The organism is Rhizobium sp. 01T417 (assembly GCF_056398905.1).
In genome coordinates, this window is record NZ_JBFTQH010000006.1 from 184,008 (window position 1) to 208,639 (window position 24,632).

Annotated in this window: 23 protein-coding genes; 6 read left to right on the top strand and 17 right to left on the bottom strand. The window is 59.3% G+C overall.

What is annotated here, in order from left to right; translation table 11 throughout:
* Nucleotides 1–12: 12 nt before the first annotated feature.
* The 4 genes from AC1DPR_RS09260 to AC1DPR_RS09275 form a co-directional block, all read right to left on the bottom strand.
* Nucleotides 13–654 (bottom strand): amino acid ABC transporter permease, encoded by a 642-nt coding sequence (locus AC1DPR_RS09260; protein ID WP_018856114.1) that lies wholly within the window; start codon nucleotides 652–654, stop codon nucleotides 13–15.
* A 9-nt stretch (nucleotides 655–663) separates the two neighbouring features.
* Nucleotides 664–1,332, bottom strand: coding sequence for an amino acid ABC transporter permease (locus tag AC1DPR_RS09265; RefSeq protein WP_018856115.1), 669 nt, complete (start codon nucleotides 1,330–1,332; stop codon nucleotides 664–666).
* A gap of 9 nt (nucleotides 1,333–1,341) precedes the next feature.
* Nucleotides 1,342–1,785: a type II 3-dehydroquinate dehydratase gene (gene aroQ / locus AC1DPR_RS09270; RefSeq protein ID WP_477816186.1), complete on the bottom strand. Its 444-nt coding sequence runs from the start codon at nucleotides 1,783–1,785 to the stop codon at nucleotides 1,342–1,344.
* A gap of 103 nt (nucleotides 1,786–1,888) precedes the next feature.
* Nucleotides 1,889–2,719, bottom strand: coding sequence for a transporter substrate-binding domain-containing protein (locus tag AC1DPR_RS09275; RefSeq protein ID WP_018856117.1), 831 nt, complete (start codon nucleotides 2,717–2,719; stop codon nucleotides 1,889–1,891).
* Nucleotides 2,720–2,967: 248 nt separating this feature from the next.
* Here AC1DPR_RS09275 and AC1DPR_RS09280 point away from each other — a divergent pair, with 248 nt between their 5' ends.
* A complete protein-coding gene (locus AC1DPR_RS09280) occupies nucleotides 2,968–4,857 on the top strand; it encodes a bifunctional sugar phosphate isomerase/epimerase/4-hydroxyphenylpyruvate dioxygenase family protein (RefSeq protein ID WP_477816187.1) in 1,890 nt (629 codons plus the stop codon).
* A gap of 11 nt (nucleotides 4,858–4,868) precedes the next feature.
* On the opposite strand, the gene AC1DPR_RS09285 is transcribed toward AC1DPR_RS09280, so the two are convergent.
* The 9 genes from AC1DPR_RS09285 to AC1DPR_RS09325 form a co-directional block, all read right to left on the bottom strand.
* The gene (locus AC1DPR_RS09285) at nucleotides 4,869–5,543 is read right to left on the bottom strand and encodes a GntR family transcriptional regulator (protein ID WP_025661619.1); all 675 of its coding nucleotides are present in this window, start codon (nucleotides 5,541–5,543) and stop codon (nucleotides 4,869–4,871) included.
* Between the two features lie 40 nt (nucleotides 5,544–5,583).
* Nucleotides 5,584–6,270 carry a GntR family transcriptional regulator gene (locus AC1DPR_RS09290; protein ID WP_477816188.1) on the bottom strand — a complete coding sequence of 229 codons (687 nt, stop codon included), beginning with the start codon at nucleotides 6,268–6,270 and terminating at the stop codon, nucleotides 5,584–5,586.
* Between the two features lie 579 nt (nucleotides 6,271–6,849).
* Nucleotides 6,850–7,899 carry an Ldh family oxidoreductase gene (locus tag AC1DPR_RS09295; protein WP_477816189.1) on the bottom strand — a complete coding sequence of 350 codons (1,050 nt, stop codon included), beginning with the start codon at nucleotides 7,897–7,899 and terminating at the stop codon, nucleotides 6,850–6,852.
* 1 nt (nucleotide 7,900) lies between these two features.
* Entirely contained in the window at nucleotides 7,901–9,886 is a 1,986-nt protein-coding gene (locus AC1DPR_RS09300) for an oxidoreductase (RefSeq protein ID WP_477816190.1), read from the bottom strand.
* A gap of 248 nt (nucleotides 9,887–10,134) precedes the next feature.
* Nucleotides 10,135–11,211, bottom strand: coding sequence for a quaternary amine ABC transporter ATP-binding protein (locus AC1DPR_RS09305; protein ID WP_477816191.1), 1,077 nt, complete (start codon nucleotides 11,209–11,211; stop codon nucleotides 10,135–10,137).
* Entirely contained in the window at nucleotides 11,204–12,091 is an 888-nt protein-coding gene (locus AC1DPR_RS09310) for an ABC transporter permease (protein WP_477816192.1), read from the bottom strand. Before AC1DPR_RS09310 ends, AC1DPR_RS09305 begins: the two co-directional genes overlap by 8 nt.
* A gap of 99 nt (nucleotides 12,092–12,190) precedes the next feature.
* On the bottom strand, nucleotides 12,191–13,192 hold the full coding sequence (locus AC1DPR_RS09315; protein ID WP_112644519.1) for a glycine betaine ABC transporter substrate-binding protein: 1,002 nt from the start codon (nucleotides 13,190–13,192) through the stop codon (nucleotides 12,191–12,193).
* A 68-nt stretch (nucleotides 13,193–13,260) separates the two neighbouring features.
* Nucleotides 13,261–14,055, bottom strand: a complete 795-nt coding sequence (locus tag AC1DPR_RS09320; protein WP_477816193.1) for a pyrroline-5-carboxylate reductase family protein — start codon at nucleotides 14,053–14,055, stop codon at nucleotides 13,261–13,263.
* A 7-nt stretch (nucleotides 14,056–14,062) separates the two neighbouring features.
* A complete protein-coding gene (locus tag AC1DPR_RS09325) occupies nucleotides 14,063–14,692 on the bottom strand; it encodes a TetR/AcrR family transcriptional regulator (protein ID WP_018856127.1) in 630 nt (209 codons plus the stop codon).
* Between the two features lie 144 nt (nucleotides 14,693–14,836).
* Between AC1DPR_RS09325 and AC1DPR_RS09330 the strand changes: the two genes are divergently transcribed.
* From AC1DPR_RS09330 to AC1DPR_RS09345, 4 genes are read left to right on the top strand one after another with little or no spacing between them, the layout of a single operon-like run.
* Nucleotides 14,837–16,873 (top strand): oxidoreductase, encoded by a 2,037-nt coding sequence (locus AC1DPR_RS09330; protein ID WP_477816194.1) that lies wholly within the window; start codon nucleotides 14,837–14,839, stop codon nucleotides 16,871–16,873.
* Between the two features lie 38 nt (nucleotides 16,874–16,911).
* Nucleotides 16,912–17,547, top strand: a complete 636-nt coding sequence (locus AC1DPR_RS09335; RefSeq protein WP_477816195.1) for a dimethylsulfonioproprionate lyase family protein — start codon at nucleotides 16,912–16,914, stop codon at nucleotides 17,545–17,547.
* The gene (locus AC1DPR_RS09340; protein ID WP_477816196.1) at nucleotides 17,544–18,305 is read left to right on the top strand and encodes an electron transfer flavoprotein subunit beta/FixA family protein; all 762 of its coding nucleotides are present in this window, start codon (nucleotides 17,544–17,546) and stop codon (nucleotides 18,303–18,305) included. Before AC1DPR_RS09335 ends, AC1DPR_RS09340 begins: the two co-directional genes overlap by 4 nt.
* Before the next feature lie 23 nt (nucleotides 18,306–18,328).
* Nucleotides 18,329–19,291: an electron transfer flavoprotein subunit alpha/FixB family protein gene (locus AC1DPR_RS09345; RefSeq protein WP_477816197.1), complete on the top strand. Its 963-nt coding sequence runs from the start codon at nucleotides 18,329–18,331 to the stop codon at nucleotides 19,289–19,291.
* A gap of 44 nt (nucleotides 19,292–19,335) precedes the next feature.
* Here the strand turns inward: AC1DPR_RS09345 and AC1DPR_RS09350 are convergent, their stop codons facing one another.
* From AC1DPR_RS09350 to AC1DPR_RS09365, 4 genes are read right to left on the bottom strand one after another with little or no spacing between them, the layout of a single operon-like run.
* Nucleotides 19,336–19,830, bottom strand: coding sequence for a DUF1643 domain-containing protein (locus tag AC1DPR_RS09350; RefSeq protein WP_477816198.1), 495 nt, complete (start codon nucleotides 19,828–19,830; stop codon nucleotides 19,336–19,338).
* Between the two features lie 58 nt (nucleotides 19,831–19,888).
* Nucleotides 19,889–21,163, bottom strand: a complete 1,275-nt coding sequence (locus tag AC1DPR_RS09355) for a M24 family metallopeptidase (protein ID WP_477816199.1) — start codon at nucleotides 21,161–21,163, stop codon at nucleotides 19,889–19,891.
* A gap of 50 nt (nucleotides 21,164–21,213) precedes the next feature.
* A complete protein-coding gene (locus tag AC1DPR_RS09360; protein ID WP_477816200.1) occupies nucleotides 21,214–22,302 on the bottom strand; it encodes an FAD-binding oxidoreductase in 1,089 nt (362 codons plus the stop codon).
* Nucleotides 22,292–23,545 (bottom strand): aromatic ring-hydroxylating oxygenase subunit alpha, encoded by a 1,254-nt coding sequence (locus AC1DPR_RS09365; protein ID WP_477816201.1) that lies wholly within the window; start codon nucleotides 23,543–23,545, stop codon nucleotides 22,292–22,294. The genes AC1DPR_RS09360 and AC1DPR_RS09365 overlap by 11 nt, the downstream gene beginning before the upstream one ends.
* 108 nt (nucleotides 23,546–23,653) lie before the next feature.
* Between AC1DPR_RS09365 and AC1DPR_RS09370 the strand changes: the two genes are divergently transcribed.
* Nucleotides 23,654–24,541 carry a LysR substrate-binding domain-containing protein gene (locus AC1DPR_RS09370; protein ID WP_477816202.1) on the top strand — a complete coding sequence of 296 codons (888 nt, stop codon included), beginning with the start codon at nucleotides 23,654–23,656 and terminating at the stop codon, nucleotides 24,539–24,541.
* The last annotated feature ends 91 nt before the right edge of the window (nucleotides 24,542–24,632 follow it).

Sequence of the window (24,632 nt, forward strand, 5' to 3'; positions counted from 1 at the left end):
CAGCGCCGGAGATCACCGCGATGCCGCGGCGAACTTCCGTTCAAGACGTGCGCCGAAGATCGTCAGCGGGCAGCACATCAGGAAATACAGTGCGCCCACGATCCCGAAGACTGTCAGCGGCTCGAAGATCTGGTTGGAAATGATGTTGCCGGCGCGGGTAAGTTCCGTGAAGCCGACGATGGAGGCGAGCGAGGTTCCCTTGATCAACTGCACCAGGAAACCGATCGTTGCCGGCAGCGAGATGCGCAGTGCCTGTGGCAGGATCACGTCCCTCATGCGCGAGACATATTTGAGGCTGAGCGCTCTTGCGGCCTCGCTCTGGCCGCGCGGAACCGCTTCGATCGAGCCGCGCCAGATTTCGCCCAGATAGGCGCTGGCATGCAGGGTTAGACCGATGGCAACTGCCACCCAGGCATCGAGCTTGAAGCCGATGAGGGCAAGACCGTAATAAACCACGAACAGCTGCATCAGGAGAGGAGTGCCTTGGAAGACCGCGATATAGCCGGCCGTCACTCGCTCCAGCAGCGGAATTTCCGATGTCCGAGCGAGCGCCACACCAAGCCCGGCAACGCATCCGCAGACAAAGCCAACCGCGGACAAGACGACGGTCCATTTCAGACCGATCAGAAGGAAGACGAATTCTTCGCTGCCCATCGATTGCTCCTACTTGACCGGATAGGTGAAGTAACGTGCCGAAAAGAACGCAAAGAGGCGCATCATCAGCCAGGAAATGACGAGGTAGAAAACCGTCACCGTGAAATAGACCTCGAAGCTGCGGAAGCTTTCGGACTCGATGCGCTGCGAAACCGAAGTGAGCTCATAGGCCGAGATCGCCGAGGCAATGCTGGTCGACAGCGTCAGCAACACGAACTGGCTGGTCAGCGATGGATAGATCGCCCTGAGCGCCGGCTTGAGGATGATCAGCCGGAAGACCTGCGCCTTGTGCAGGCCAAGAGCGAGGCCGGCCTCCATCTGGCCCTTGGAAATCGACTGGACGCCACCGCGGATAATCTCGATGGCGTAGGCGCCGCCGTTGATCCCAAGAGCAATGATCGCTGTTGGCGTCGGATCCAGCCTGATGCCTGCAAGGGGAAGGGCGAAGTACAGGAAGAAGATCTGAACCAGGAACGGCGTGTTGCGGATGAGCTCGACAAAGCTGATCACCAGCCAGCGCAGCGGTTTGTAGCGAGAATCCCGCAGGGCCACACCGCCTATGCCGATCACGATTGCCAGCAGCATGCCACAGATTGCGAGCAGCAACGTGCCGAGACAGCCAAGCAGCAGGCTTGGCAGGCCGTCAATGACAGGCGTGAAATCCAGCGTGTAGTTCATCGCGGCTCCTCAATCGCGTCCGACCATGCCAGCCATGGCCTGGATCGCCAGTTCATAACCAGCTGCTCCAAAGCCGATCATGATTGCCGTCGCGACGCGAGAGACAAGGGAATTATGGTAGATGCTCTCGCGCGCATGCACGTTCGAAATGTGGAGCTCGATCTTCGGGTGATCGAACGTCTTCAGCGCGTCGAGTAGCGCGATTGACGTGAACGTGTAGCCTGCCGGGTTGATGATGATGCCGCAGGCCTCGTTGCGGGCCTGATGCACGCTCTCCACCAGTTCGCCCTCGAAATTTGTCTGGCGAAAGTCGACGTCGAATCCGAGGTCATTCGCCTTGGCGAGGCATTTTTCCTTGATGTCCGCAAGCGTTGTCGTGCCGTAGATGGCGGGCTCCCGCTGTCCGAGCAGGTTCAGGTTTGGCCCGTTGAGCACAAAAATCGTCTTGTTCATGATTGCGCTCCTCGAAACGCGCAAAGCCGTGCTTTCGGCGTCGCGACACCGTCGGCGGGCATCGAAACGCCCGCCAGTTTGCTTTTGCTTCAGCGCTTGTGGCTCAGTTTGCGGTGAACGGAATGCCTTCGAGGCTCGCGGGGAATTCCGGAACCGGCACCTTCATCCACTTGTCGTAGATCTTCTTGAGCTCGCCATTGGCCTTGATCTTGTCGATGAAGGCATTGATCGAAGCGTTGATTTCCTTCTCGCCAAGCCGCGTGCAAGCGCCATTGTAGAGCTTCTGGAACTCAAGCTTGTTTTCGAACTCGCCTGGACGAGCCTTTTCGACACGGTCCATGTAGAAGATGTTGCCGCCAAGCGCCTGAACCTGGCCCGACACGAGCGCCTGGACGCTGGGCGCATCACCATCGAAGCGGCGGATCGTGGCGCTCTGGGGTGCATTCTTGGTGACCTGGGTATCTTGAGCCGCACCCTTGGCAACGCCAATCGAAAGATTGGCCATGTCATCATTCGTCTTGACCGACATGGACTTCGGCGCAATCAGCACGATGGCGTTGGCAACGTAGGGCTTGCTGAACTGAACGGCTTTGGCACGCTCCGGCAGCATGGCCATCGTCGCGAAGAGAACATCGACACGACCAGTTGTCAGGGCGGGAATGCGGTTGTTGACTTCCAAAGGCACGAACTCGACAGAGACGCCGAGTTCCTTTGCGTAAAGCGTTGCAATATCGGCATCGAGGCCGTCCTGCTTGCCACCTGATGTCACGAAGCCCCATGGCGGGTTGTCGCCCTGGATGCCAACGACGAGCTTTCCTTTGGCCTTGATTTCTTCGGGGGTGACTGCGGCAGCGGGGTTGGCGAGCCCGATCGCAGCCACGGCAGCAGCGACACCCAGCATCGCGTTTCGGCGCGTCAGCATCGACTTGAACATTGATTCCTCCTCCTTTGAACGGTCACTTGGACCCAACAGTCTTCCTCTCCCGACTGCATGTTCAGCTTTTTGCCAGAGGATCGTGCGCAAATCAACCGAGTTTTTGAAAATCATATGAGACTTTTGATTTGACCAATTGATTTGAAATGCTCACGACATTTGACATAATGCCATGATCGAGGGCGGCGCGTGAGGCGAAATCGGCCGTTCGCAGCGCTCTCGTGGCGCCAACAGAAAGGTATTGGGTTATGAAGACCTCGATTGCGACGGTGACGCTCAGCGGTGAACTGCCCGACAAGCTTGAGGCCATTGCACGAGCAGGATTCGATGGCGTCGAGATTTTCGAGAACGACTTCCTTGCCTTTGATGGAAGCCCAGCCGATGTCGGCAAGATGGCGAGGGATCTGGGGCTCAAGATCACGCTCTTCCAGCCCTTTCGCGATTTCGAAGGCATGCCCGATGCACTTCGAAGCCGCACCTTCGATCGGGCGGAGCGTAAGTTCGACGTCATGCAGGAGCTCGGAACCGACATGGTTCTTGTCTGCTCGAATGTCTCGCAGGCGGCCCTTGGCGGCATTGATCGCGCGGCCGCCGACTTTCAGGAACTGGGTGAACGCGCGGCCAGGCGCGGCCTCAAGGTGGGCTATGAAGCGCTTGCCTGGGGGCGCTATGTCAATGACCACCGTGATGCCTGGGAAATCGTGCGGCGTGCCGATCATCCGAATGTCGGGCTCATCCTCGACAGCTTCCATTCGCTCTCGCGCAAGATCGACATCAACTCGATCCGTTCCATTCCAAAGGAGAAGATCTTCATCGTCCAGCTGGCCGATGCGCCGCTGATCGACATGGATCTGCTCTATTGGAGCCGCCATTTTCGCAACATGCCAGGCGAGGGCGATCTGCCGGTAACAGCGTTCACCGAGGCGGTCGCCTCGACCGGGTATGACGGCTATTTCTCGCTCGAGATCTTCAACGATCAATTCCGCGGCGGCTCGACGCGGGCAATCGCTGCCGATGGCCATCGCTCCCTGATCTATCTGGCAGATCAGGTTCGTCGCAATGTCCATACGCCGATCGGCGCCGCCATGCCGGAGCGGGCAGTGGTCAAGGGCGTCGGCTTCGTCGAATTCGCCACAGACGCAGACGAGTCCGTCGAACTGGTCTCCCTCTTGCGGACCCTTGGTTTCCGCAAGACGGCAATTCATCGGTCCAAGAAGGTCACGCTGTTCGAACAGGGCAGCATTCGCATTCTGGTCAACACAGATCCGCTTGGCTTTGCCAGCGCAGCCTATGCAGTCCACGGCACATTTGCTTATGCGATCGCACTCAATGTCGAGGATGCCGCAAAGGCCTACCAGCGTGCCCTTGCCCTGGACGCAGAACCATTCCGACAGCCTGTTGTCGATGGGGAGCTCGAATTTCCCACTGTCCGGGGTGTCGGCGGCGGCCTGATCTATCTGATCGACGACACAAGCCCGCTCGGCCGGTTCCCGGAGATCGACTTCGAGCCGGTTTTGGATGAAAGCGGCATCACTGGCGCCGGACTGCTGCAGTTCGACCATGTCGCCCAGACGGTTGCCTATGACGAAATGCTGACCTGGCTGCTCTTCTACACATCGATCTTCGAAACCAGAAAAACGCCGATGGTCGATATCATCGACCCGAGCGGCATCGTGCGCAGCCAGGTCGTCGAGAATGAGCCCGGGACGCTGCGGATTACCATGAACGGTGCCGAAAACCGCCGTACGCTGGCGGGGCACTTCATCGCCGAGAAATTCGGTTCGGGCATTCAGCATCTGGCGTTTTCCACCGACGACATTTTCGTCACCGCCAGATCACTTCGTAGCCAGGGCTTCAAGCCGCTCCATATCTCGCCCAACTATTATGATGATATTGAAGCCCGCTTCGGACTTGACCCCGATCTGACCGAGCGCCTGAAAGCAGAAAACATCCTCTATGACCGTGACGAGCACGGAGACTATTTTCAGCTCTACAGCGGCACCTATGGCGAGGGCTTCTTCTTCGAAATCGTCGAACGACGCGGCTATCGGGGCTATGGGGCGCCAAATGCCATTTTCCGTATCGCAGCTCTCAAGAAGCAGATGCGGCCGGAGGGCATTCCGAAGGACGCCGTCTGAGCGGCGCCTCGTCAGGTAATGCGCCCGCTCCTCAGAACGTGTGCCACGCCGCTCTCTATATGTCGGCGGATGACAGAACGGGCTCCTTCGACGTCACGCTTCAAGGCGAGTTCGAAGAGGAGCTTGTGGTCTTCGACAACCGCCCGACCGCGAAAGCTCTGGGCAAGCATATGATAGCGCAGAAACCTGTCGAACACCGAAGATAGCGCCGCCATCAGCGTGGCCGAATTGCAGGCCGATACGATCGCCTGGTGAAACTCCCAGTCATAGCGAACCCAGTCGATGGTACGCGAGGCATCGCCCGCAAGCAGCTTCTTTTCCGCGGCCGCCAGCTTATGGTGGGCGGCAACGATGCGTCCCTCCCACTCGAGATTTCCAGCCGAAAAGGACAATCCGATCGCATGCGTCTCCAGCACGGTGCGAAGATCGGCAAGCTCCTCGAGTTCCTTGCGGGTCGCGGGACTGACTTCGAACCCGCGCTGGCCCTCTGCCAACACCAGGTTCTCCGTGGTCAGGCGGCTCAATATCTCGCGCAGTGACGAGACACTGATGGAATACCGCTCCTTGGCCTGCTCGAGCTTGATCTTTGCACCAGGCGCCAAGGTCCCCGAAATGATATCCTGACGGATCTGTCGAAAGACGATGTCGCTGACAGTCTCGGCTGTTTCAGCAGCAATTTTGAGCATGAGATCCTCTGCTTTGATCAAGCGCCAGGGTCGGCATCAATCACGTTTGTGACGGAAGGGCCGATAGCGATCCCTTTTCGAGTGCATGCTCGACGCCGCCTTGTATGTGACGCTGCAGGATTTTCTTTGCCGTCTTGCTGTCGCGTTGCAGGGCGGCTTCCAGGAGCTGCCTATGTTCCTCCTCGGCAACACGCCCACGGTAAGACAGCGCAACCATCTGATAACGCAGGTACTTGTCGAAGACGGCCGAATGGGTCTCCATGAGCAGACGTGATCCACAGGCGGAAATCAGCGCTTGGTGAAACTCCCAGTCATAGCGCTTCCAGTCTTCCGCCCTGCTGGAATCGCCCGAAGCCATGACCTCTTCCATGCGTGCCAGCTTGTAGTGGGCAGACACCAGCCTCGCTTCCCACTCTACATCCCCCTGTTCGAACGACTGCTCAAGCGCATGCTCTTCGAGAAGCAAACGGAGAGCCGCAACCTCTTTCAGGTCAGCAACCGACACGCGGGCAACCTCAAAACCCCGCTGTCCTTCAGCCACGACGAGCCCCTCGGACGTCAGGCGGTTGAGAATTTCCCGCAGAGTGCTGACGCTCGTCTCGTAGGCACTCTTCAAATTATCAAGCTTGAGCTTCAGGCCCGGCGCAAGGCGGCCGAAGATTATGTCCGCCCGTATCTGCCTGTAGCTGCTTTCAGCGACAGTTTCGTCCGCAGTCTCTCTCCGCACGCCAATCTCCGATATTTTTCCTATCGTCATATATATCTGCATGACTAGGTCGAAGACAATGCCGATCGTCTGGTGTCGGATCCGCCTAGAATGCGCAATCACTTGGCCGGCACGCAGCCGGTCAAGGCATGGCTCGAAGGAAGAAACATTTCACATTGCCGGAACGGCAATGGCATCTTGCTGTAATTTAGCAACGCCTTAACGAAAACAGTGTGGCAATGTCGAAATTCGCGCGCTGGTTGGTGGTGCGCCGCCATGCTGGATTCTAGCTTTCTAGCAGGCTTCGGTTGAGGGAGTGAGATCGATCGAAGCTCGGCATACAGCAGGGGCATTCAACCGTGCCAAAAAGGTCGGGCCTCTTGAATTGTGTGAGGAGTTCGAAGGGTGGTTGGGAGTGAGTGCGTAGACATCAACATTTCCACTCTTCGAAAGCGGTCTATCGAGTTGCTGCGTAAGCGCGATATCGCCTGGCGACAAAGGCATATCTTAGCCGAGTGAGCGCTTCAACGCAGCGCGGTCGAGGAGGGGATGATGAGCGATCGTGCAATGGGCTTCTTGGTTGCGACAGAAGTGTGCCTGCTATTTTGGATAGCCGTCGCAATGTTTGCGGTTGGAGGGCTCCCCGTCTAAGGCTGGCTTTGCGATGGTGGCGATCTTTTCATATACGCTTCGGGGGATGGAGAATTCTCCTGATGTGTGAGTAGAATTAACTCCCGTAACGCCAGGCACGAACACGCTTTTTTCTTGCAGGCGCTCTACTTGGCGAAGCGCCCGCTCGATCCGTCCGTCAGCTCCCGGACCGGGCATGATTGCAATCACGCTGAGCCCCACCGCGGGCGACGTGGTCCCCGACCTGAAATCCGGCGTGTCCAGAGACCAGGGGCCACCGGAAAGGCCAGCAGACAGCATCTCCACCAGCAGCGCTACATTGGCTCCTTTGCGGCCGCCGAAGGGCAACAGAGCTCCCGTCAACGCCTCTTCCGCATCCTCAGTCGCGTTGCCGCCTGCGTCGACTGCCCAACCCTTCGGGATTGGCTCTTTCTCTTCGGCCGCTCTGACTATGTTGACGAAGGCGGTGGCGCTCGACGCCTGATCAATGATCATGGGCGGCGTGTGCTCGCCGAGCGGAAATCCGAATGCCATCGGATTTGTGCTGTAGACGACAGGTCCGCCGGCTTGCGCGACCATCATGGCATTTGCGTTGGTTGCCGCCAGTCCAATCACACCCTCATTGCAAAGTCTGCGGACGTAGTATCCGAGTTCGCCGGTGGTGTAGCTGTTGGTTTGCGTGAAGACGGCAACTCCAAAGCTGCGAACCGCGCCGAGCAGATCTTTAAAAGCGAGATCGAAGCCGAGCTGAGCGATGCCGCGATCTGCATCGGAAACGAGAAATGCGGGGAAGGCGCGGTCCAATCGCGGCTTGGGCTCGCGATTTATTCGTCCCTCGCGAAATCCATCGAGATAATCCACGAAGTGCGGAAACCCGAGGGTAGGGGGACCGAAGCTTGCCGCCGAAAGCGTGGCGTCCACGAGGGAGCGTGCGCTCGCGCGAGCCGCGCCCGAGGCCAGGCACGCCTTCATTGCAAGTTCCTCGACGTCCTTCCTTTTGAGCAAGATCTCCTCGGACATGTCAGATCTCCAATCCCGCTTTTCTGCCTTCGTAGAAGGCGTAAGGAGCTTGCCGCGGTGCCGCGCAATCGCCGATCTGTCGCGCGGGAACACCCAGTTCGAGCAGGCCTGGCATCAGCCAGTCCATCGGATGATTTGTCGTTGCTGTGACCAGGCTGTCCGCCTCTACAAAGTTGCGCTCACCAGTGTTGTGATCCAGAACCGTTGCACCGTTTCCGTGCCATTCAGCGATGCTGACCTCCGTGATCCACTGCACGCCAAGCTTTTTCAAAGCCTGCCGCATCGGAAGATCGGCAGCCGTTCTTTGAAGCTCCTTTCCGACGAACGGGTCGGGTGTGACGATCGTGACCTGATGGCCGTCCTCCGCCAGCTTCCAGGCCGTCCCGCAACCGCGCCAGCCGCCGCCCTCGTCCAGGAGAAGGACGTGCTTGCCTGGCCTTGCCTGCCTTGCCATGACTGCCTCGACGGTGAACACGCCGCCCTTGTCTAGCCCGGGCATCGCCGCAATCGTCGGCAAGGCCTTCTGGAACCCGGTTTCCGGAGAATAGGAGCCGGTCGCGACGATCACGACGTCCACCTTCGACGGGTCGATGTCATCTGCTTCCACATAGCTATTCAGTCTGACGTCAACGCCGAGCTTTTCCAGTTGGCGTTCATACCAGGCAAGCAGATCAAGGATCTGGGCACGCCTCGGCTGCAGGCCGGCGAGGAGAAAATTGCCACCGAGACGCGTTCCGGCTTCCGAGAGGACGACCCTGTGGCCGCGTTCGGCCGCTACCCTTGCCGCTTCGAGCCCCGCCGGGCCGCCACCGACGACAAATACGCGTTTTGGATTGGATGTCTTGGTGAAGCGATCGCCTTTCCATTCGAATTCTCGTCCCGCCGAAGGATTGATCAGACAGCTTATCCAGTAGTCCCGGGAACGGCGCCCCCAGCACATCTGGTTGCAGGATATGCAGCCGCGGATGTCTTCGGGGCGGCCTTCACCGGCCTTGCGCGCCAGGTGAGGGTCGGCGATCTGTCCACGAACGATCGACACAAGGTCGCACGCGCCTTCGCCAAGAACTGTCTCCGCATTTTCAGGTGTTCGGATATGGCTTTCGGCAATGACGGCGGAATTTCTCACGACCTTCTTGAGGCAGGCGGCAAGATCGGCGCCGAGCTTTTCAGGATAGATGAATGTCGGCATGAGCTTGTAGAAGTCGAGGTATCCGCCAGACCCGCATGTGACATAGTCCATCAGGCCGAGCTCGTCGTGAAGCTTCACGATCTCCGCGAGCTCGTCTCGCTGCAGCGCGGCCTTCACATCCGGCTCGTCGCTCACTGCGAGGCCTATGATGAAATCTGGTCCGCATGTCTCTCTGATCCGAAAGAGAATCTCGCGAGACATGCGCGTGCGGTTTTCGAGCGAGCCTCCCCACTGGTCTTCGCGTCGATTGCTCCAAGGCGTCCAGAATTGGTCGACCATCCCCAGATAGGCTGCCCATACTTCGACACCGTCGAAGCCGGCCTCGCGACATCGGCGCGCCGCCTGGACAAACCCGTCGATGGTCTCCCAAATCTCGGCTTCCGTCATTGGATGCGAGCCGTCACTATCGTGGTAGCTCGGCAGACCGGACGGCGACCAATGGGGATGGAAGGAGTTGTCGGAGTCGCCATGCGCCCCGACGTGGTAGAGCTGCTGGATTGCGACGGCTCCATTCTCCTTGATGGCGCGAACAAGCCTGGCAAAGTGCGGAATCACGGTATCGTCGCAATGACGGAAGTTTCTTTGCGTCAGAACCGCGGCAGCATGGACCGGCATCGGTTCGACGACAATTATCCCGGCGCCGCCGATAGCACGCTCGGCGTAGTAGGCGACGTGGCGCTCCGTCGGCAACCCGTCGACAGCCATGTTCGCGGTGTGAGCGCCAAACACGATGCGATTGCGGAGCGTGTGCCCGCGAATCTGAAGCGGACTGAAGAGGCGGGGGAACTTTTCGGGCATGGTCGCTCCCGGATATAGGTCGTTGCTAGGTTTCTGGCTGTGACGGTCTTGTCGACGCCGTGGCCTTGGGCAGGATCCATTGACACCTGGCGGAGGGAGTCGCCACGCGTCTTTGTCTGGACTGAACTTGCTTTGAGGGGCCTGACGGGCCGAACGATTATCCCTTGGGGACGTGTGGGCACGGAACTCGCGATGAATTCCGCGCACGCGCTCAGCGGACATCAGGGCCGGACCTCTTCGCGGGAGCCTTACTGCGCGAGCGCAATGGCATCCTCGCGCGGTTGGACCGTATCCGAGTTGACCATCGCGGTCGCAAGCTGGCGGAAGGTGACCATCCCGACGGGACGAGATCCTTGGCCGATGACAGTCACATCGCCATCCGGAACCGACGCAAGCAGGCGAACGGCCTCCTCGACCGTCGTCGTAGCATCGACGGTGACACCGCTGACGGCAGCTCCGGGTCGCATCGGACTCATGATGGCGCTGACCTGAACCACGCGGCCGCGGTTGACCTCCTTGACGAAGTTGGCGACGTATTCGTCTGCCGGTCGCAACACGATGTCCTGACTGCTGCCTTGCTGGATGATTTCGCCATCGCGCAGGATGGCGATCTGGTCTCCCAGTCTCAGCGCCTCGTCGAGATCATGCGTGATGAAGACGATGGTCTTCTTGATCTCCCGCTGAATGTCGAGCAGCACCGTCTGCATATCCGTGCGGATCAGCGGATCGAGCGCGGAATAGGCCTCGTCCATCAAGAGAACGGGTGCGTCATTCGAAAGGGCGCGCGCCAGGCCGACGCGCTGCTGCATGCCTCCCGAAAGCTGGTTCGGGTATTTCTCCTCGAAGCCCTTCAATCCGACGCGCTCCAGCCATCGCATCGCCACGTCGACTGCCTTCGAACGCTCCATACCCTGGACTTCCAAGCCAAATAGCGTGTTGTCGAGAACGTTGCGATGCGGCAGGAGGGCGAACTTCTGAAACACCATCGCCGTCTGATGCCGGCGGAATGTGCGGAGCTCGGTCTCATCCATCTTGACCACGTCCACGCCGTCGACAAGCACTTCGCCAGCGGTCGGATCGATCAGTCGGTTGATGTGACGAATGAGCGTCGACTTCCCCGAGCCGGACAGGCCCATGATGACCTGGATGGAGCCCGACGGCATTTCGATATTGATATCGCGAAGCCCAAGTACGTGACCGTGCTTCCGGTTCAACTCGGCCTTCGTCAGTCCGTTCTGGACCGCCTCGATGTACGATCTCGCGTTCGGACCGAAGATCTTGAAGAGATGGCGGATCTTGATGCCGCCGAAATCGTGATCACCCATGAACGATCTCCCGATGCTTCTGGAGCCGCTTGCCATATGCCTGGCTGACCCGATCGAAGATGATAGCAATGCCGACAATGGCAAGGCCGTTGAAAATGCCCAGCGTGAAGTACTGATTGGCGATCGCCTTCAGGACCGGTTGTCCAAGTCCCTGGACGCCGATCATCGAGGCTATCACGACCATTGCCAGCGCCATCATGATGGTCTGGTTGATCCCGGCCATGATGGTTGGCAGGGCAAGCGGCATCTGCACCTTGAAAAGCTTCTGGGAATTTGAAACCCCGAAGGCGTCAGCTGCCTCAAGCACGTCCTTGTCGACCAGTCGAATGCCGAGGTCGGTCAACCGGATCATCGGCGGAATTGCATAGATCACGACGGCGATGAGACCGGGAACACGGCCAATCCCGAGCAGCATGACGACGGGGATGAGATAGACGAAACTCGGCATGGTCTGCATCACGTCGAGGATCGGATGGACGACGCGCTGGAACCGGTCGGATCGCGCCATCACGATCCCGATGGGCAAGCCGAGCGCGATGGACAAGACCGTGCAGACGAAGATCATCGACACTGTCCGCATCGTGTCTTCCCACATGTCGAAGTAGCCGATGAGCAGCAACGTCACGAGACAGCCGAGCACGATCTTCAAGCTGCGGCTTCCGAGCCACGCAACAACGAGGACCATCAGCGTTATGATCGGCCACGGCGTTTGGGTCATGAAGCGGTCGACGGCGATCAGGAAGTGTTGCAACGGAGAAAAGAAGCTCTCGATTGCATCGCCGTATGCCCTCGTGAAGGCGCGAAATCCGTCGTCAATCATCTTCTTGAGGTCGCGAAGACTGTCGTCATTCATGTGCGGAAATTTGTAAAACCATTCCATTCGGTTCCCCTTTCTCTGAAAGAGCCGTGACAAGTCTTCTGGTTGTTTTCCGGCTTCTGAAGTGGCGGCGCGTGTCAAAACGCGCCGCCCATTCAACAATCAAAGCGAGGCTTCGATTTTCTTTGCTGCGTCTTCCGACACCCACTTTGCCCAGATGTCTTTGTTTTCCTTCAGGAAGTGCTTGGCGCCGTCCTCGCCGCTCGCCTGATTGTCGGTCATCCATGCCATCAGCTTGTTGACGGTGTCATTGCTCCACGAGCGCTTCTCCAGGTAGGCCATCACATCGGGCCCGGCCTTTTCGGAGAATGGCTTTGCAACGAGCGTGACGATTGTATCGACCGGCCATGCGTTCGGCTTCGGATCGGCACAGTCAGCAACGGTATTGCAGCGTTTCCACTCGGCAGCGTCGGCTGGGACGCCGGCTTCGAGCTTCACCATTTCATACTTGCCAAGCAAAGCCGTCGGGGCCCAGTAGTAGCCGACCCAACCCTGCTTGCGCTCGTATGCCTTTGCGATCGAGCCATCGAGGCCCGCTCCGGAACCAGTATCCACGAGCTTGAAGCCCGCCTTTTCAGCATCGAACGCCTTGAAGAGCTGCGACGTGACCACCGTGCCGCCCCAGCCCTGCGGTCCGTTGTAAATTGCTCCCTTCGAGGCGTCTTCCGCGTCCGGGAACAATTCCGGGTGCTTGAGCATGTCAGGAATCGTTTTTACGTCAGGATGGGCGTCCGCCAGATATTTGGGGATCCACCAACCCTGGATGCCTCCATCGGGAAGTGGCGAACCGACCTTGATGATACGTCCCTCATCTGTGCCCTTCTTCACGACCTCAGGTAGAAGGTCCACCCAGGCTTCGGGAGCGATGTCGGGTTCGCCCTTCTCCGCCATCGACGTGATCGTTGGAACGGTATCACCCACAGTGATTTCCGCCTGGCAACCATATCCCTCGTTCAGGATGATCTTATCCAGGTTCGACAGGACTTCGGCACTCTGCCAGTTCATGCTGGCGATTGTGACGCTGCCACACTCTGCTGCATTTGCGTATGAGGCCACTCCCAGCAGCCCAAATACCATGCACGTAGAAGCCAATAACTTGGTCATTATCGTTCCCTTTTTTTAGCGGCATGTATTCTTGAGCGGGACGCCGCGAAAACCCGCTGCAACGGTCGTTAGGAAGCGTCTCCCATACTCACCGATTTCTTGAAGGCTGCGGCCAATCCATTGGAAACAGCATCGTCGAATCCCGAAGCGCGCATCTCTTGAATGCCCGCCGCAGTCACGCCGCGATATTCGAGAAAGCGATTGACGATCTCGGCCGGGTCGTCCTGCTGTCGTTCCAGCAGGCGTCCGGTTCCCGTCAGCATCGTCAGGACAGCTCGCCGGGCAATCTCCGCAGGCAAACCTTGACCGATCGCGTGCTTCATCATTGCCGCGGCAAGGAGCGCGGGAAAGGCGGGGCCGGTGCCAGACATGCCCGTCAGGTAATCGATGTGCGTTTCGCTGCCCACTTCGTCTTCGACACCACAGGCGCCAAAGATCTTTCGCACCAGACTGCGATCATCGGTATCGACACCGGCCGATGCCATCCAGGGCGTGTAGGAACAGGAGACTTCGGCGGCAGCGTTGGGGAGGGCTCTGACAACTCTTTCGGCCGCATGCCTTTCGATCAGCGCCGAGACGCGGATACCGGCCATGACCGAGATCAGGAGCTTCCGCTCCAGCTTTACAGGCACCGAACCCCAGTCTTCCGGGCGCACAGACAAGATCACCACATCCGAACGGTCCGCAAGGAGCTGATTGTCCGTTGTCCAGTGTGAGGCCGGGAAGCGGTCTGGCCGAGAGCGGCGATAGGAGAGCGTCAGATCGTCAGGATCGGCGAGGCCTGTGCGAAGGATCGCCTCTGCGATGGAACCGCCAAGCCAACCTGCGCCACCAATGATCCCGATCCTTGCTTTTCCGCTCATCTCATCCCTAGCCTGGCTTGTAGCTATGTCTCGCAAAGAACCGGTCAAGCTCTCGCTGCTGCGGAGTTTCACCCGTGTAGATTGCGATATATTCGGGGATGCGCTTCATGCGGACGCTGATACTTTCGTTCGACTGCATTGATATATAGCCGATCTGAACGAGGTAGGTTGTCCGTGCGCGAACATCCGCGCCGATTTCTGGATGGCCAAAGCGTTTGAACATGCTGGCAAGCGCGTCCATCCGCGTTCGATCGGCCTCTTGAACCTCCTGAAGGATCTCCTCCGACTGTAGCGCCCAGCTTCGCACGGCAAACTCGAACTTGCTGTCGAACAGCCGGCTGTCCAGCCAGCAGTCGAAGACGTTCAGCATCGCTTCCGCCAGGGTCTCCGCATAGGCTTCCGACTGCTTGACGATCGAACCTGTATTCTTCTCCCGCCAGCGCGAGACCAACCCGTCCAGAAGCTCTTCGCGATCCTTGAAGAACCAATAGAAGCTGGTGCGCGACAGGTTGAGCTTTTTTGCCAGGGGCAGGATCTTCACGGAGTCTATCCCGGACTCCAGCAGGGAGTCATAGGCTGCCTCGAGCCATCCCTCCTGCGATCCACGCCAGCCACTGTCGCTCAAATTCTGGTCCATGTTCAATTCCTAGCAAATCGTTAAGCTCCGCACAATCAAAATGTACATGACTGTCCATAAAATTTGACTGTCGTGTTTTCGTCGTTGACACATGTGTACATTCCGCCTAGCGTTCGGACCACTTCCTAATTCGGAGCATGACAGATGTCGAACGATCCCCTGCTGCAGCCGTATCAACTCAAGCATCTGACGCTACGCAACCGCATCATCGTGACATCCCATGAGCCGGCCTATCCCGAGGATGGCATGCCCAAGGAGCGCTACCGGGCCTATACGGTCGAGCGGGCCAAAGGCGGCGTTGCCATGACAATGACTGCCGGATCCGCAGCCGTGTCCAAGGACAGTCCACCGGTCTTCAACAATCTCCTGGCGTACAAGGACGAGATCGTACCCTGGGTCAGGGAGATGACGGACGCCGTCCACGAAGAGGGCGCTGCGATCATGATCCAGCTCACGCACCTCGGCAGGCGAACGCGCTGGGACAAGGGCGACTGGCTTCCCGTCGTTGCTCCATCTCACCACCGCGAAGCTGCCCATCGAGCATTTCCGAAGAAGCTGGAAGATTGGGATATCGAGCGCATCATCAAGGACTTTGCCGACGCCGCCGAACGCATGAAAGCCGGCGGGATGGACGGCGTTGAACTCGAGGCCTACGGCCATCTGATCGACCAGTTCGCTTCGCCATTGACCAACGAACTTGAGGGCCCTTACGGCGGATCGCTCGAAAACCGCATGCGCTTCTGTCTCGATGTCTTCAAGGCGATGCGCGAGAGAGTCGGCAACGACTTCATCCTTGGTGTCCGCTACACCGCTGACGAACGCCTTCCTGGCGGCAACGGCAAGGAAGAGGGCATTGAAATCTCCCGCAGGCTTCGTGACAGCGGCCTTATCGACTACCTGAACGTCATTCGTGGCCATATCGACACGGATCCGGGGCTGACGGATGTCATTCCGATCCAGGGAATGGCCAATTCGCCCCACCTCGACTTTGCCGGGGAAATCAGGGCGGCGACCAACTTCCCAACCTTCCATGCCGCCAAGATCCCCGATGTCGCCACGGCTCGTCACGCAATTGCGGCCGGGAAGGTCGACATGGTCGGCATGACGCGTGCGCACATGACCGATCCTCACATCGTCCGCAAGATCATTGAGAAACGGGAAGAGGACATTCGGCCGTGCGTCGGCGCCAATTACTGTCTTGACCGCATCTATCAGGGCGGCATGGCGTTTTGCATTCACAACGCCGCCACCGGGCGAGAGGAGACGATGCCCCACATCGTCCCAAAGGCCGAAGTCCGCAGGAAAGTTGTCGTGGTCGGGGCTGGCCCGGCCGGCCTCGAAGCCGCCCGCGTCGCCGCCGAGCGTGGTCACGAGGTGATCGTATTCGAGGCGGCAAGCAATCCGGGCGGACAGATCCGGCTGACCGCCCAGAGCGAACGTCGCCGAGAAATGATCAGCATCATCGACTGGCGAATGGCCCAGTGCGAAAAACACGGCGTCGTCTTCCATTTCAATACATGGGCCGAAGAAGACACGATCACCGCGGAGAAGCCAGACGTCGTCATCATCGCGACAGGCGGCCTTCCTCACACCGAGGTTCTGACCAAGGGCAACGATCTTGTCGTGTCGTCCTGGGATATCATCTCAGGAGACGTGAAGCCGGGTTCGAACGTTCTCGTCTTCGACGATGCCGGAGACCACGCGGGCCTGCAGGCCGCCGAATTTCTGGCCAAGGCCGGAGCAAAGGTCGAGATCATGACGCCCGATCGTTCCTTCGCGCCCGAGGTCATGGCCATGAACCTTGTTCCCTACATGCGATCTCTTCAGAAGCTGGATGTGACATTCACGGTTACATTCCGCCTCGAGGCCGCCGAAAGGAACGGGAACCAGATCGTTGCCAGCGTCGGAAGTGATTACGGCGGCGTATCGAAACAGCGCGTCGTCGACCAGATTGTCGTCAACCATGGCACGATCCCGCTCGACGACCTCTATTTCGACCTCAAGCCTCTGTCGAGCAATCTCGGCGAGACCTCGTACGACCAACTCCTGTCAGGCGAGCGGCAGTCCGTCGTCCGCAATGTGGAGGGAACGTTCCAGCTCTTCCGCATCGGCGATGCGGTCGCCGCGCGGAATACCCATGCGGCCATCTACGATGGCCTGCGCATCGCGAAGGATCTCTAGACCACGAAAGACGCATCCTAGCAGACGGAGGTTTGTCAGTGGCACAACGGGCCGAACAGCTACAGCTTCTAATCGACGCCGCCGATGTGGCATTCGATGAATATGCCAGGGATCCGGAAGCCCGACGTTCGCTCGGTCAGGCATTTTCGGTGCTTCAGACGTCAGGCGGACAGCTGTCGGAAAACGGGCGACAGCTACCGGTGTGCCAGTTCTTGTCGAAGATTTCGGTCGACGTCGGTTCGCCGGTGCTTGGGGAACTCCTCGCTCGCTTCCAGGCAGTTGAACCCCTCCTTATCTGGCGGCATCGTCAGGACATGTCCGGCACCGCAAGCGAAAACTTTCAGGACGGGCATGCGAACGCGATGATCGTCGGGCCGGGAGGCTTGGAGGAGCGCAACGACGTCTGGTTTGGTGCCACATTGATGGCGCCGAATGTGCGATATCCCGATCACGACCATGCCCCCGAAGAAATCTATCTGGTGATGTCCGAGGGAGAGTTCCGGCATGGGGACTCTGGCTGGTTCTCACCCGGTATCGGCGGATCCTTCTACAACCCGCCAGGGATAAGGCATGCCATGCGATCGACGGATCAGCCGCTGTTTGCGTTCTGGGTGCTCCTGCCCGAACAAGGCGCTGGTTCGACGCCAAACTCTAACGGACAGGTGCTGCCATGAAAATTCTCGTCCCCGTCAAGCGGGTGGTTGATTACAACGTGAAGATCCGCGTGAAGCCGGATGGCACGGGCGTCGAACTCGCGAATGTGAAGATGTCGATGAACCCGTTCGACGAGATCTCGGTCGAGGAGGCGCTGCGGCTGAAGGAAGCCGGCAAGGCCGAGGAGGTGATCGTCGTCTCGATCGGTCCGGCCAAGGCCGAAGAGACGCTGCGCACAGCACTCGCCATGGGTGCCGACCGCGCCATCCTGGTGGAGACTGACGATGCCGTCGAGCCGCTCACTGTGGCCAAGATCCTCAAGGGCGTCGTCGACGCCGAACAGCCGGGCCTGATTATAACAGGCAAGCAGGCGATCGATGACGACAGCAACCAGACCGGCCAGATGCTGGCGGCGCTGCTCGGCACGGCGCAGGCGACCTTCGCCTCGAAGATCGAGATCGAAGTTGCTGGCCCTGGGGGCAAGGCCCAGGTGACGCGCGAGGTCGATGGCGGCCTGCAGACGATCGAGGTCAAGCTGCCGGCCGTGGTCACATCAGATCTGCGCTTGAACGAGCCGCGCTACGCCTCGCTGCCGAACATCATGAAGGCGAAGAAGAAGCCGCTCGACAAGAAGAGCCCTGCCGACTTCGGCGTCTCCACCGCGCCGCGTCTGAAGGTGCTGAAGACCGAGGAGCCGTCCGGCCGCAAGGCGGGCGTCAAGGTCAAGTCGGTCGCCGAGCTGGTCGAGAAGCTTAAAGTCGAAGCTGGCGTCCTCTAGGTTCGAGAAAGGGAGATATATCCATGGCCATTCTTCTTCTGGCTGATCACGACGGCAACCACCTTTCCGACCAGACCGCCAAGGCGCTGACGGCGGCGACACAGATCGCCAAGGAACAGAGAAAGGAACAGGGAAGCGACGTCACCGTGCTTGTCGCCGGCGCCGGCGCCAAGGCTGCGGCCGAACAGGCTGCCAAGCTGTCGGGCGTCTCCAAGGTGCTGGTTGCCGAGGACGCAAGCCTTGCCAACAATCTGGCCGAGCCGCTGGCCGCCCTGATCGTCGAGCTTTCCGGTGCCTATGACACGATCATCGCCGCCGCCACCTCGACCGGCAAGAACGTCATGCCGCGCGTTGCAGCCCTGCTCGATGTCGCGCAGGTCTCCGAGATCATCGAGGTGGTTTCGGCTGACACCTTCAAGCGGCCGATCTATGCCGGCAACGCCATCCAGACGGTGCAGGCGACCGACGCCAGACGAGTCATCACCGTGCGCACCGCCTCGTTCTCCCAGGCCGTTCCCCAAGGCCTAACTGCTGCCGTCGAGGAAATCTCGACGGCAGCTCTTTCTTCATCGCCATTGTCGACCTTCGTCAGGGACGCACTGTCGGCCTCCGATCGTCCGGAACTGACGTCTGCGAAGATCATCATCTCCGGTGGTCGTGCCCTCGGCTCGGCCGAGAAGTTCAGGGAAGTCATCCTGCCGGTCGCCGACAGGCTCGGTGCTGCCGTCGGCGCCTCGCGCGCTGCCGTCGATGCCGGCTATGCCCCGAACGACTGGCAGGTCGGCCAGACCGGCAAGGTCGTCGCCCCTGATCTCTACATTGCCTGCGGCATATCAGGTGCCATCCAGCACCTTGCCGGCATGAAGGATTCGAAGGTCATCGTCGCCATCAACAAGGACGAGGAAGCCCCGATCTTCCAGGTCGCCGACTACGGCCTCGTCGCCGATCTCTTCGACGTCCTGCCGGAACTGGGACAGTCCGTCTAACCCAGCGTTAATGCGACTTGTCGATCGGGTGCGGCTGGGGAAAATCACCGGTTTAGGATTTGGAATGGCTTTGGCTCAGCTGCGGCGGAAATATAGAGCGGGTGGGACGGGTACCCGCCCGCCGTGACCTCAAGCGCGTAGAGCTTCGATGTTGCAAGCATTCGACAAACGCCGGAGGCTCGATCAAGGTAGGCGCCATGCCTTCCCCAACCGCAGACGATGCGCTCGCAGCTTTCGGGCATTTTGCGCAAGTAGCGATCGTTTTCCGGCCCAACGGGGTCTGCGCATTCGTAGATCAGTCTTGGCTTGGGCGATCTGAGAGCAAAGAGATTTCCGATAACAAGACCACCGAAACCCCATGATCTTGCAAAGGCGATACATCTGCGAAGCGTCGGATCGACGCTGTGGGCGTCGGCGGTGGACGGATTGAGCATCAGGAAGCCAACGGCTTCCTTCCGAGGGTCCCACTGCCGCTCCAGCCGGTATCGGTAGCAGCCACATTCTGAAAACAGTGCAGACGAGCTGGTGAAGTCGCTCATTCGCCTTTCCGTCATCTGCCAATCCCGATGCGTTGCCAGACTGGGCGCACCCACTGCTTCAGACGTCCTCCCAGGGGAAAGAGTCCAGCCGCTCCACCCCACGGGATGTGACAAGCACTTGAGTTTCCAGCTTTATGCTCTCCGAACCTGCCTCCGCGATCAGACTTTCGACGTTGAGAACCATGTTCTCTTCAATGAAACCGCCGAAGTTCGGGTCGAAATCGGGGTGCAGCAGGATGCCGGGCCATTCGTCGGCCATTCCTGTCCCATGCACTGCCAGAGTATAGCGATAAGGCTGGTACTTTTCAGGAATTCGCCAGCTCTTTTCGTTGAATTCGACGAATGTCATGCCGGGACGAATGATCGACAGGTTGTGCTCGATCTGGTCCAGTGCTGCGGAATAAAGCTCCCTTTGCCTGTCATTCATTGCCACATGGCCGCAGGTCCATGAGCGCGAGAGGTCGGCGCAATATCCGTATGGTCCGATCATGTCGGTATCGAAAGAGATCATCTCGCCGCGCTTTGTCACGTAGTCGGAACACTCCTGGTACCAGGGATTGGTCCGTGGGCCGGCGGTCAACAGCTTCGTCTCGAGCCACTCGCCGCCGCTTCGGGCGTTTTCAAAGTGTAGCTCCGCCCAGATTTCCCGCTCGGTTCGTCCGGGCTGGGACATCTCGTACATGCGCGCCATGCCGGCTTCACACACCCGGATCGTCCAGCGCATCAGTTCGATTTCTTCGGGGCTTTTGATCGAGCGCGCTCGTTCGGCCAGTTCCTGGCCGTCGAGCAACTGAAAGCCGCGCTTTCGAAGCTCGGATGCCGGCGCTGGTTCCAGCCTGTCGACCGCGAGCCTCTTGTTGCGACCGCCGGACGTCAGGATATCTGCGATCTCGTCGGCCCAGTCCTGCATCCTTTGCTCGACCAGATTGCCTGACGTGAAGAACAGGAAGGATTTCGACGTCCGGATTTCATCGATACCGGGAAGTCCGTCATTGACGTGCTCCGCGCCCTCGAATTCGAACATGATTGCGGGGCCATCAGTCAGAATGAGCGCATATCGGGAGGGGTTATGCATCGTCCAGATGCTCATGTTCGATGAATCGAACGCATAACGGATGTTGACGGGATCGTATAAGAGTAGCGCCGAACAATCCCATTCCCGCATTTTCGATCGAAGGCGGTTCAGACGATATCGCCGCGCGGTATCGAGCGTCTGTAGGGGGATCGGACTGATGAGCGGCCTGTCGGCTCCTGCCGGATTGAGATAGGCCTGCTTGCGTTCGTCCTTGAATACCGAGGAGCCGTCGTCGGAAATGCTGTCGCTAAGCAGCATGGTCGATCCCTAATTGTTGTCGAAGGATAGTGTGCCGGCCTGTGCCGGCCCTAGCGGTCAATCACCAAGTCGCTGAGAGGCTTGGAGCAGCAAGGCAGGAATAATCCGGCGTCGATCTCTCTTTGCCTTATGCCGCCATTGTGGTTCATATCCACCGCGCCGGAAACCAGCTTCGACTTGCAGGTACCACAGACGCCGTTGGAGCAGGATGACGGCAGCCGCACGCCCGATTTCTTGGCGCAGGAAAGCACCGTTTGCTCGTCTGCGACCTCTATCTTTTTCGATTGTTTGGCGAACTCGACCTGGAAAACCTTGCTTGGCATCGTGGCCTCGCCGATGGCCGCCGGTTCCTCGATCATGGCGGCATCGAAGCTCTCTTCGATGTAGCTCCCCTGAGGCACGCCGAGTTGTGCGGTGATCGAGCGTGCCGCGGCCATGAAAGGTGCTGGACCGCAGCACATTACGGTTCTTTCCACGATATCCGGCACGGCGAGCTTCAGGAATTCGGGCGAGATGCGCCCCGTCAGCCCCGGCCAGGATGGCTCTCCATCGACGCTTTCGGGTAGAAACTGCAGGCGAAGACCCTTCATTCGTGCCGCAAGACAGCTCAACTCATTGCGAAAGATCAGGTCGACCGGCGAGCGGGCGGCATGAAGAAAGACGATGTCGGCAGGCTCGCAGCGATCCGCCAGACCGCGCAGAATGGACATCACGGGCGTAATGCCGGAGCCGCCGGAAAGAAGCAGAAGCTTCGGCGCGGCAACGCGCGGGCAGACGAAATAGCCGAGCGGGCCCTGAGCCTTCACGGTCATCCCGCTTTGCATGTTGTCATGAAGCCAGTTCGATATTCTTCCGTTCACGACGCGCTTCACCGTCACGGTGAAAGCGTTGGAGCGGTGCGGTGACGAGGAGATGCTGTAGCAGCGGGCCTCGGCGTCATCGCCAATCGGGAAGTCGAAGAGGAAGTATTGCCCGCCATCGAAGCTGAAGCGCTTGCCTTGCGGCGACGCAAAGGTGAAGCTCTTGACGTCGTGGGTTTCCTGATGGACGTCCAGGCACACCAATGTGTCGTCGTGCTCGGGATCCCATGTATCGCGCGAGACTGAGCCGTCCTGCTTCTGTGCGAAATCAATATCCATTTGCGCGCATCCGATCGATATACCAGCTTGCGAACTTGTCGAGGTTCGTCTCCGAGAATTGCGAGTAGGGGCCCGGCAGATAAGCAGGATCGAGCGCGCCGGCATGGGAGCGCGCCACCAGGTCAGCGTCCTGGTCGGTTGTTGCAATCCAGACGTCAGTGAGCTTGTCATGATCGTAATCGACGCCCTCGACTGCATCCTTGTGCACCAGCCACTTCGTCCGCACGAGCGTCTTGCCAGCGGACAGCGGGATCACGATGGCGATCACAGCATGATCGCCCATGAAGTGGTTCCAGGAGTTGTGACCCCAGAGATGGGTGTCCCCCAGGTCCTTCCGCGTCATCTGGCCGAGCAGCTTCGATGACGCGGCGGTGGCGTCATGGGTCTGGGACTCGCCTGCGCCTGCGATGATCAGCCTTTGCGTGCGGAAATTCGTGGCGCAGTCGGAGAGTTGCTCGACGGCGGCAGATGGGAAGCCATCCGCCTCCCATGCCCTCGTCCGCTCCTCATACAGCCGGAAATGCTCTTCAGCCTGCGCGCGATCCTCAGGGTTCAAGGTTTCCGGGTCGAAGCCGAAGTCGAGGTCGACGAAGGACACGCAGAGCTCGGGATGGTTTGCCGAACAGTGGTAGCACTCACGATTGTTCTCCATCGTCAGCTTCCAGTTGCCCTCCTCGATCACGTCAGTCTGATGCGCAACCCTCGCATTGCGGATATCGTAGGGAGCAAGGCGCTCGACCATCGTGCGTTCGAGGACGTCGATGTCCTCCGGTGGGGTGTCGGAAAGGCAGACATAGATGAGCCCGCCGATCGACTTGAAGGTCACAGGCTTCAGTCCGTGACAGTCCTTGTCGAAGTCCCTGCCCATGTGGGGAGCATAGCTGAGCTCTCCCGTAAGCTCGTAGGTCCAGGTGTGATAGGGGCAGACCAGCTTTGAAACGATCGTCTTTCCTGCGTCCAACAGGCGCGAGCCGCGGTGGCGACAGACGTTGTGCAGCACCCGAATGTCGCCGTCGTCATCTCGCAGAAGGATGAGGCTCGTCTTGCCGATGTCTATGACAGTGGCGTCGCCAGCTTCCGGGACGTCGCAGTCGAGACCGATGCAGATCCAGTGTTTGTGGAAGAAAACGTCGATGTCCGCTTCGAAGACGTCTTCACGCGTATAGAGGCCGGCGGGCAGCGAGTGCCCGTTCGTGCGAGCGTCGAGAAGGGCGGAGATGGAAGAGGGAAGTTTGTTTAGCATGAGAGCCCCTTATGCTTGCCTTCATGCAGACTGCTCTTGCTCTCAAGGCTCTTCAACGGCATTAATTCTCACGTTCGCATAATGAATGGTAATGTGACGGGGCGTGAAATGCAGTTTCGCAGGCGCTTGCCGTCGATGACGGCGCTGATCATGCTGGAAGCGGTCCTTCGCCGAAAGAGTTTTACCCTTGCGGCAGGCGAGCTCGGGGTTACCCAGGCGGCCGTCAGCAGGCAAATCGCGCTGCTGGAAGAAGAGCTTGGGCAGCCGATGTTCGTGCGCAAGCACCGCGCGATCGAGCCGACTGCCGCCTGCCTCGTGCTGGGTGCGTCGCTCGCGCAGAGCTTCTCGAACATTTCCGATGCGATCGAGGCCATCAAGGGGGCGGCCCAGGATGTCGTCACCATCGGCGCGACAGTGGCCTTCTCGTCTTTCTGGCTGCTTCCGCGGCTCGCCGATTTTCGCGCTCAGAATCCGGGCATTCAGATCCGCGTCATCTCCCAGGATGCGAAAATCGATCTGGACAGCGGTGCCGTCGATCTTGCCATCCGTTTCGGGCTGCCACCCTTCAACGACGCAACGGTGATCGCCTCGCGCGGCGACGTCATAATGCTCGTCTGCTCGCCGGACTACCTCGACCGGCGTGGCGACGGCCCATTGGCCGCGACTGACGAGTTCATCGAGACCGATGCTGAAGACCGATCCTGGCTGTCGTGGGGCCAATGGCTCGCCGAACTTGGCGTGCACTTCGAGGTGAAGCCGTCTCTGCGCTTCAGTCACTACACGGAGACGATCTTCGCTGCGCGCGCTGGTCAGGGGGTTGCGCTTGGCTGGGGCACCCTTGTTCAGACATTCCTCGATGACGGCACCTTGGTGGCGCTCGATGAGACGAGACTGTCCCCGGAAGGCCGGTACAATGTCCTGCTGCCATTGAAATCCAGAAGGACGGTGGCGATCGACCGGGCCTCGTCGTGGCTTACCGCTGCGCTTCACAAGTGATTGTGCTGCTGTCCTGAGCGACAATGGCCATTGGCTCCAGTCGTGCAAGAAATCTGACTCCCAGCCATTTCTTGCGCAGCCAAGCGCGCCG

Coding starts and splice junctions, on each gene's coding strand:
- AC1DPR_RS09365 (WP_477816201.1), bottom strand. CDS start 23,545: ATGCTAAACAAACTTCCCTCTTCCATCTCCGCCCTTCTCGACGCTCGC.
- AC1DPR_RS09370 (WP_477816202.1), top strand. CDS start 23,654: ATGCAGTTTCGCAGGCGCTTGCCGTCGATGACGGCGCTGATCATGCTG.
- AC1DPR_RS09325 (WP_018856127.1), bottom strand. CDS start 14,692: ATGGACCAGAATTTGAGCGACAGTGGCTGGCGTGGATCGCAGGAGGGA.
- AC1DPR_RS09350 (WP_477816198.1), bottom strand. CDS start 19,830: ATGAGCGACTTCACCAGCTCGTCTGCACTGTTTTCAGAATGTGGCTGC.
- AC1DPR_RS09315 (WP_112644519.1), bottom strand. CDS start 13,192: ATGACCAAGTTATTGGCTTCTACGTGCATGGTATTTGGGCTGCTGGGA.
- AC1DPR_RS09355 (WP_477816199.1), bottom strand. CDS start 21,163: ATGCTGCTTAGCGACAGCATTTCCGACGACGGCTCCTCGGTATTCAAG.
- AC1DPR_RS09310 (WP_477816192.1), bottom strand. CDS start 12,091: ATGGAATGGTTTTACAAATTTCCGCACATGAATGACGACAGTCTTCGC.
- AC1DPR_RS09275 (WP_018856117.1), bottom strand. CDS start 2,719: ATGTTCAAGTCGATGCTGACGCGCCGAAACGCGATGCTGGGTGTCGCT.
- AC1DPR_RS09260 (WP_018856114.1), bottom strand. CDS start 654: ATGGGCAGCGAAGAATTCGTCTTCCTTCTGATCGGTCTGAAATGGACC.
- AC1DPR_RS09300 (WP_477816190.1), bottom strand. CDS start 9,886: ATGCCCGAAAAGTTCCCCCGCCTCTTCAGTCCGCTTCAGATTCGCGGG.
- AC1DPR_RS09360 (WP_477816200.1), bottom strand. CDS start 22,302: ATGGATATTGATTTCGCACAGAAGCAGGACGGCTCAGTCTCGCGCGAT.
- AC1DPR_RS09280 (WP_477816187.1), top strand. CDS start 2,968: ATGAAGACCTCGATTGCGACGGTGACGCTCAGCGGTGAACTGCCCGAC.
- AC1DPR_RS09305 (WP_477816191.1), bottom strand. CDS start 11,211: ATGGGTGATCACGATTTCGGCGGCATCAAGATCCGCCATCTCTTCAAG.
- AC1DPR_RS09340 (WP_477816196.1), top strand. CDS start 17,544: ATGAAAATTCTCGTCCCCGTCAAGCGGGTGGTTGATTACAACGTGAAG.
- AC1DPR_RS09295 (WP_477816189.1), bottom strand. CDS start 7,899: ATGTCCGAGGAGATCTTGCTCAAAAGGAAGGACGTCGAGGAACTTGCA.
- AC1DPR_RS09345 (WP_477816197.1), top strand. CDS start 18,329: ATGGCCATTCTTCTTCTGGCTGATCACGACGGCAACCACCTTTCCGAC.
- AC1DPR_RS09285 (WP_025661619.1), bottom strand. CDS start 5,543: ATGCTCAAAATTGCTGCTGAAACAGCCGAGACTGTCAGCGACATCGTC.
- aroQ (WP_477816186.1), bottom strand. CDS start 1,785: ATGAACAAGACGATTTTTGTGCTCAACGGGCCAAACCTGAACCTGCTC.
- AC1DPR_RS09330 (WP_477816194.1), top strand. CDS start 14,837: ATGTCGAACGATCCCCTGCTGCAGCCGTATCAACTCAAGCATCTGACG.
- AC1DPR_RS09320 (WP_477816193.1), bottom strand. CDS start 14,055: ATGAGCGGAAAAGCAAGGATCGGGATCATTGGTGGCGCAGGTTGGCTT.
- AC1DPR_RS09265 (WP_018856115.1), bottom strand. CDS start 1,332: ATGAACTACACGCTGGATTTCACGCCTGTCATTGACGGCCTGCCAAGC.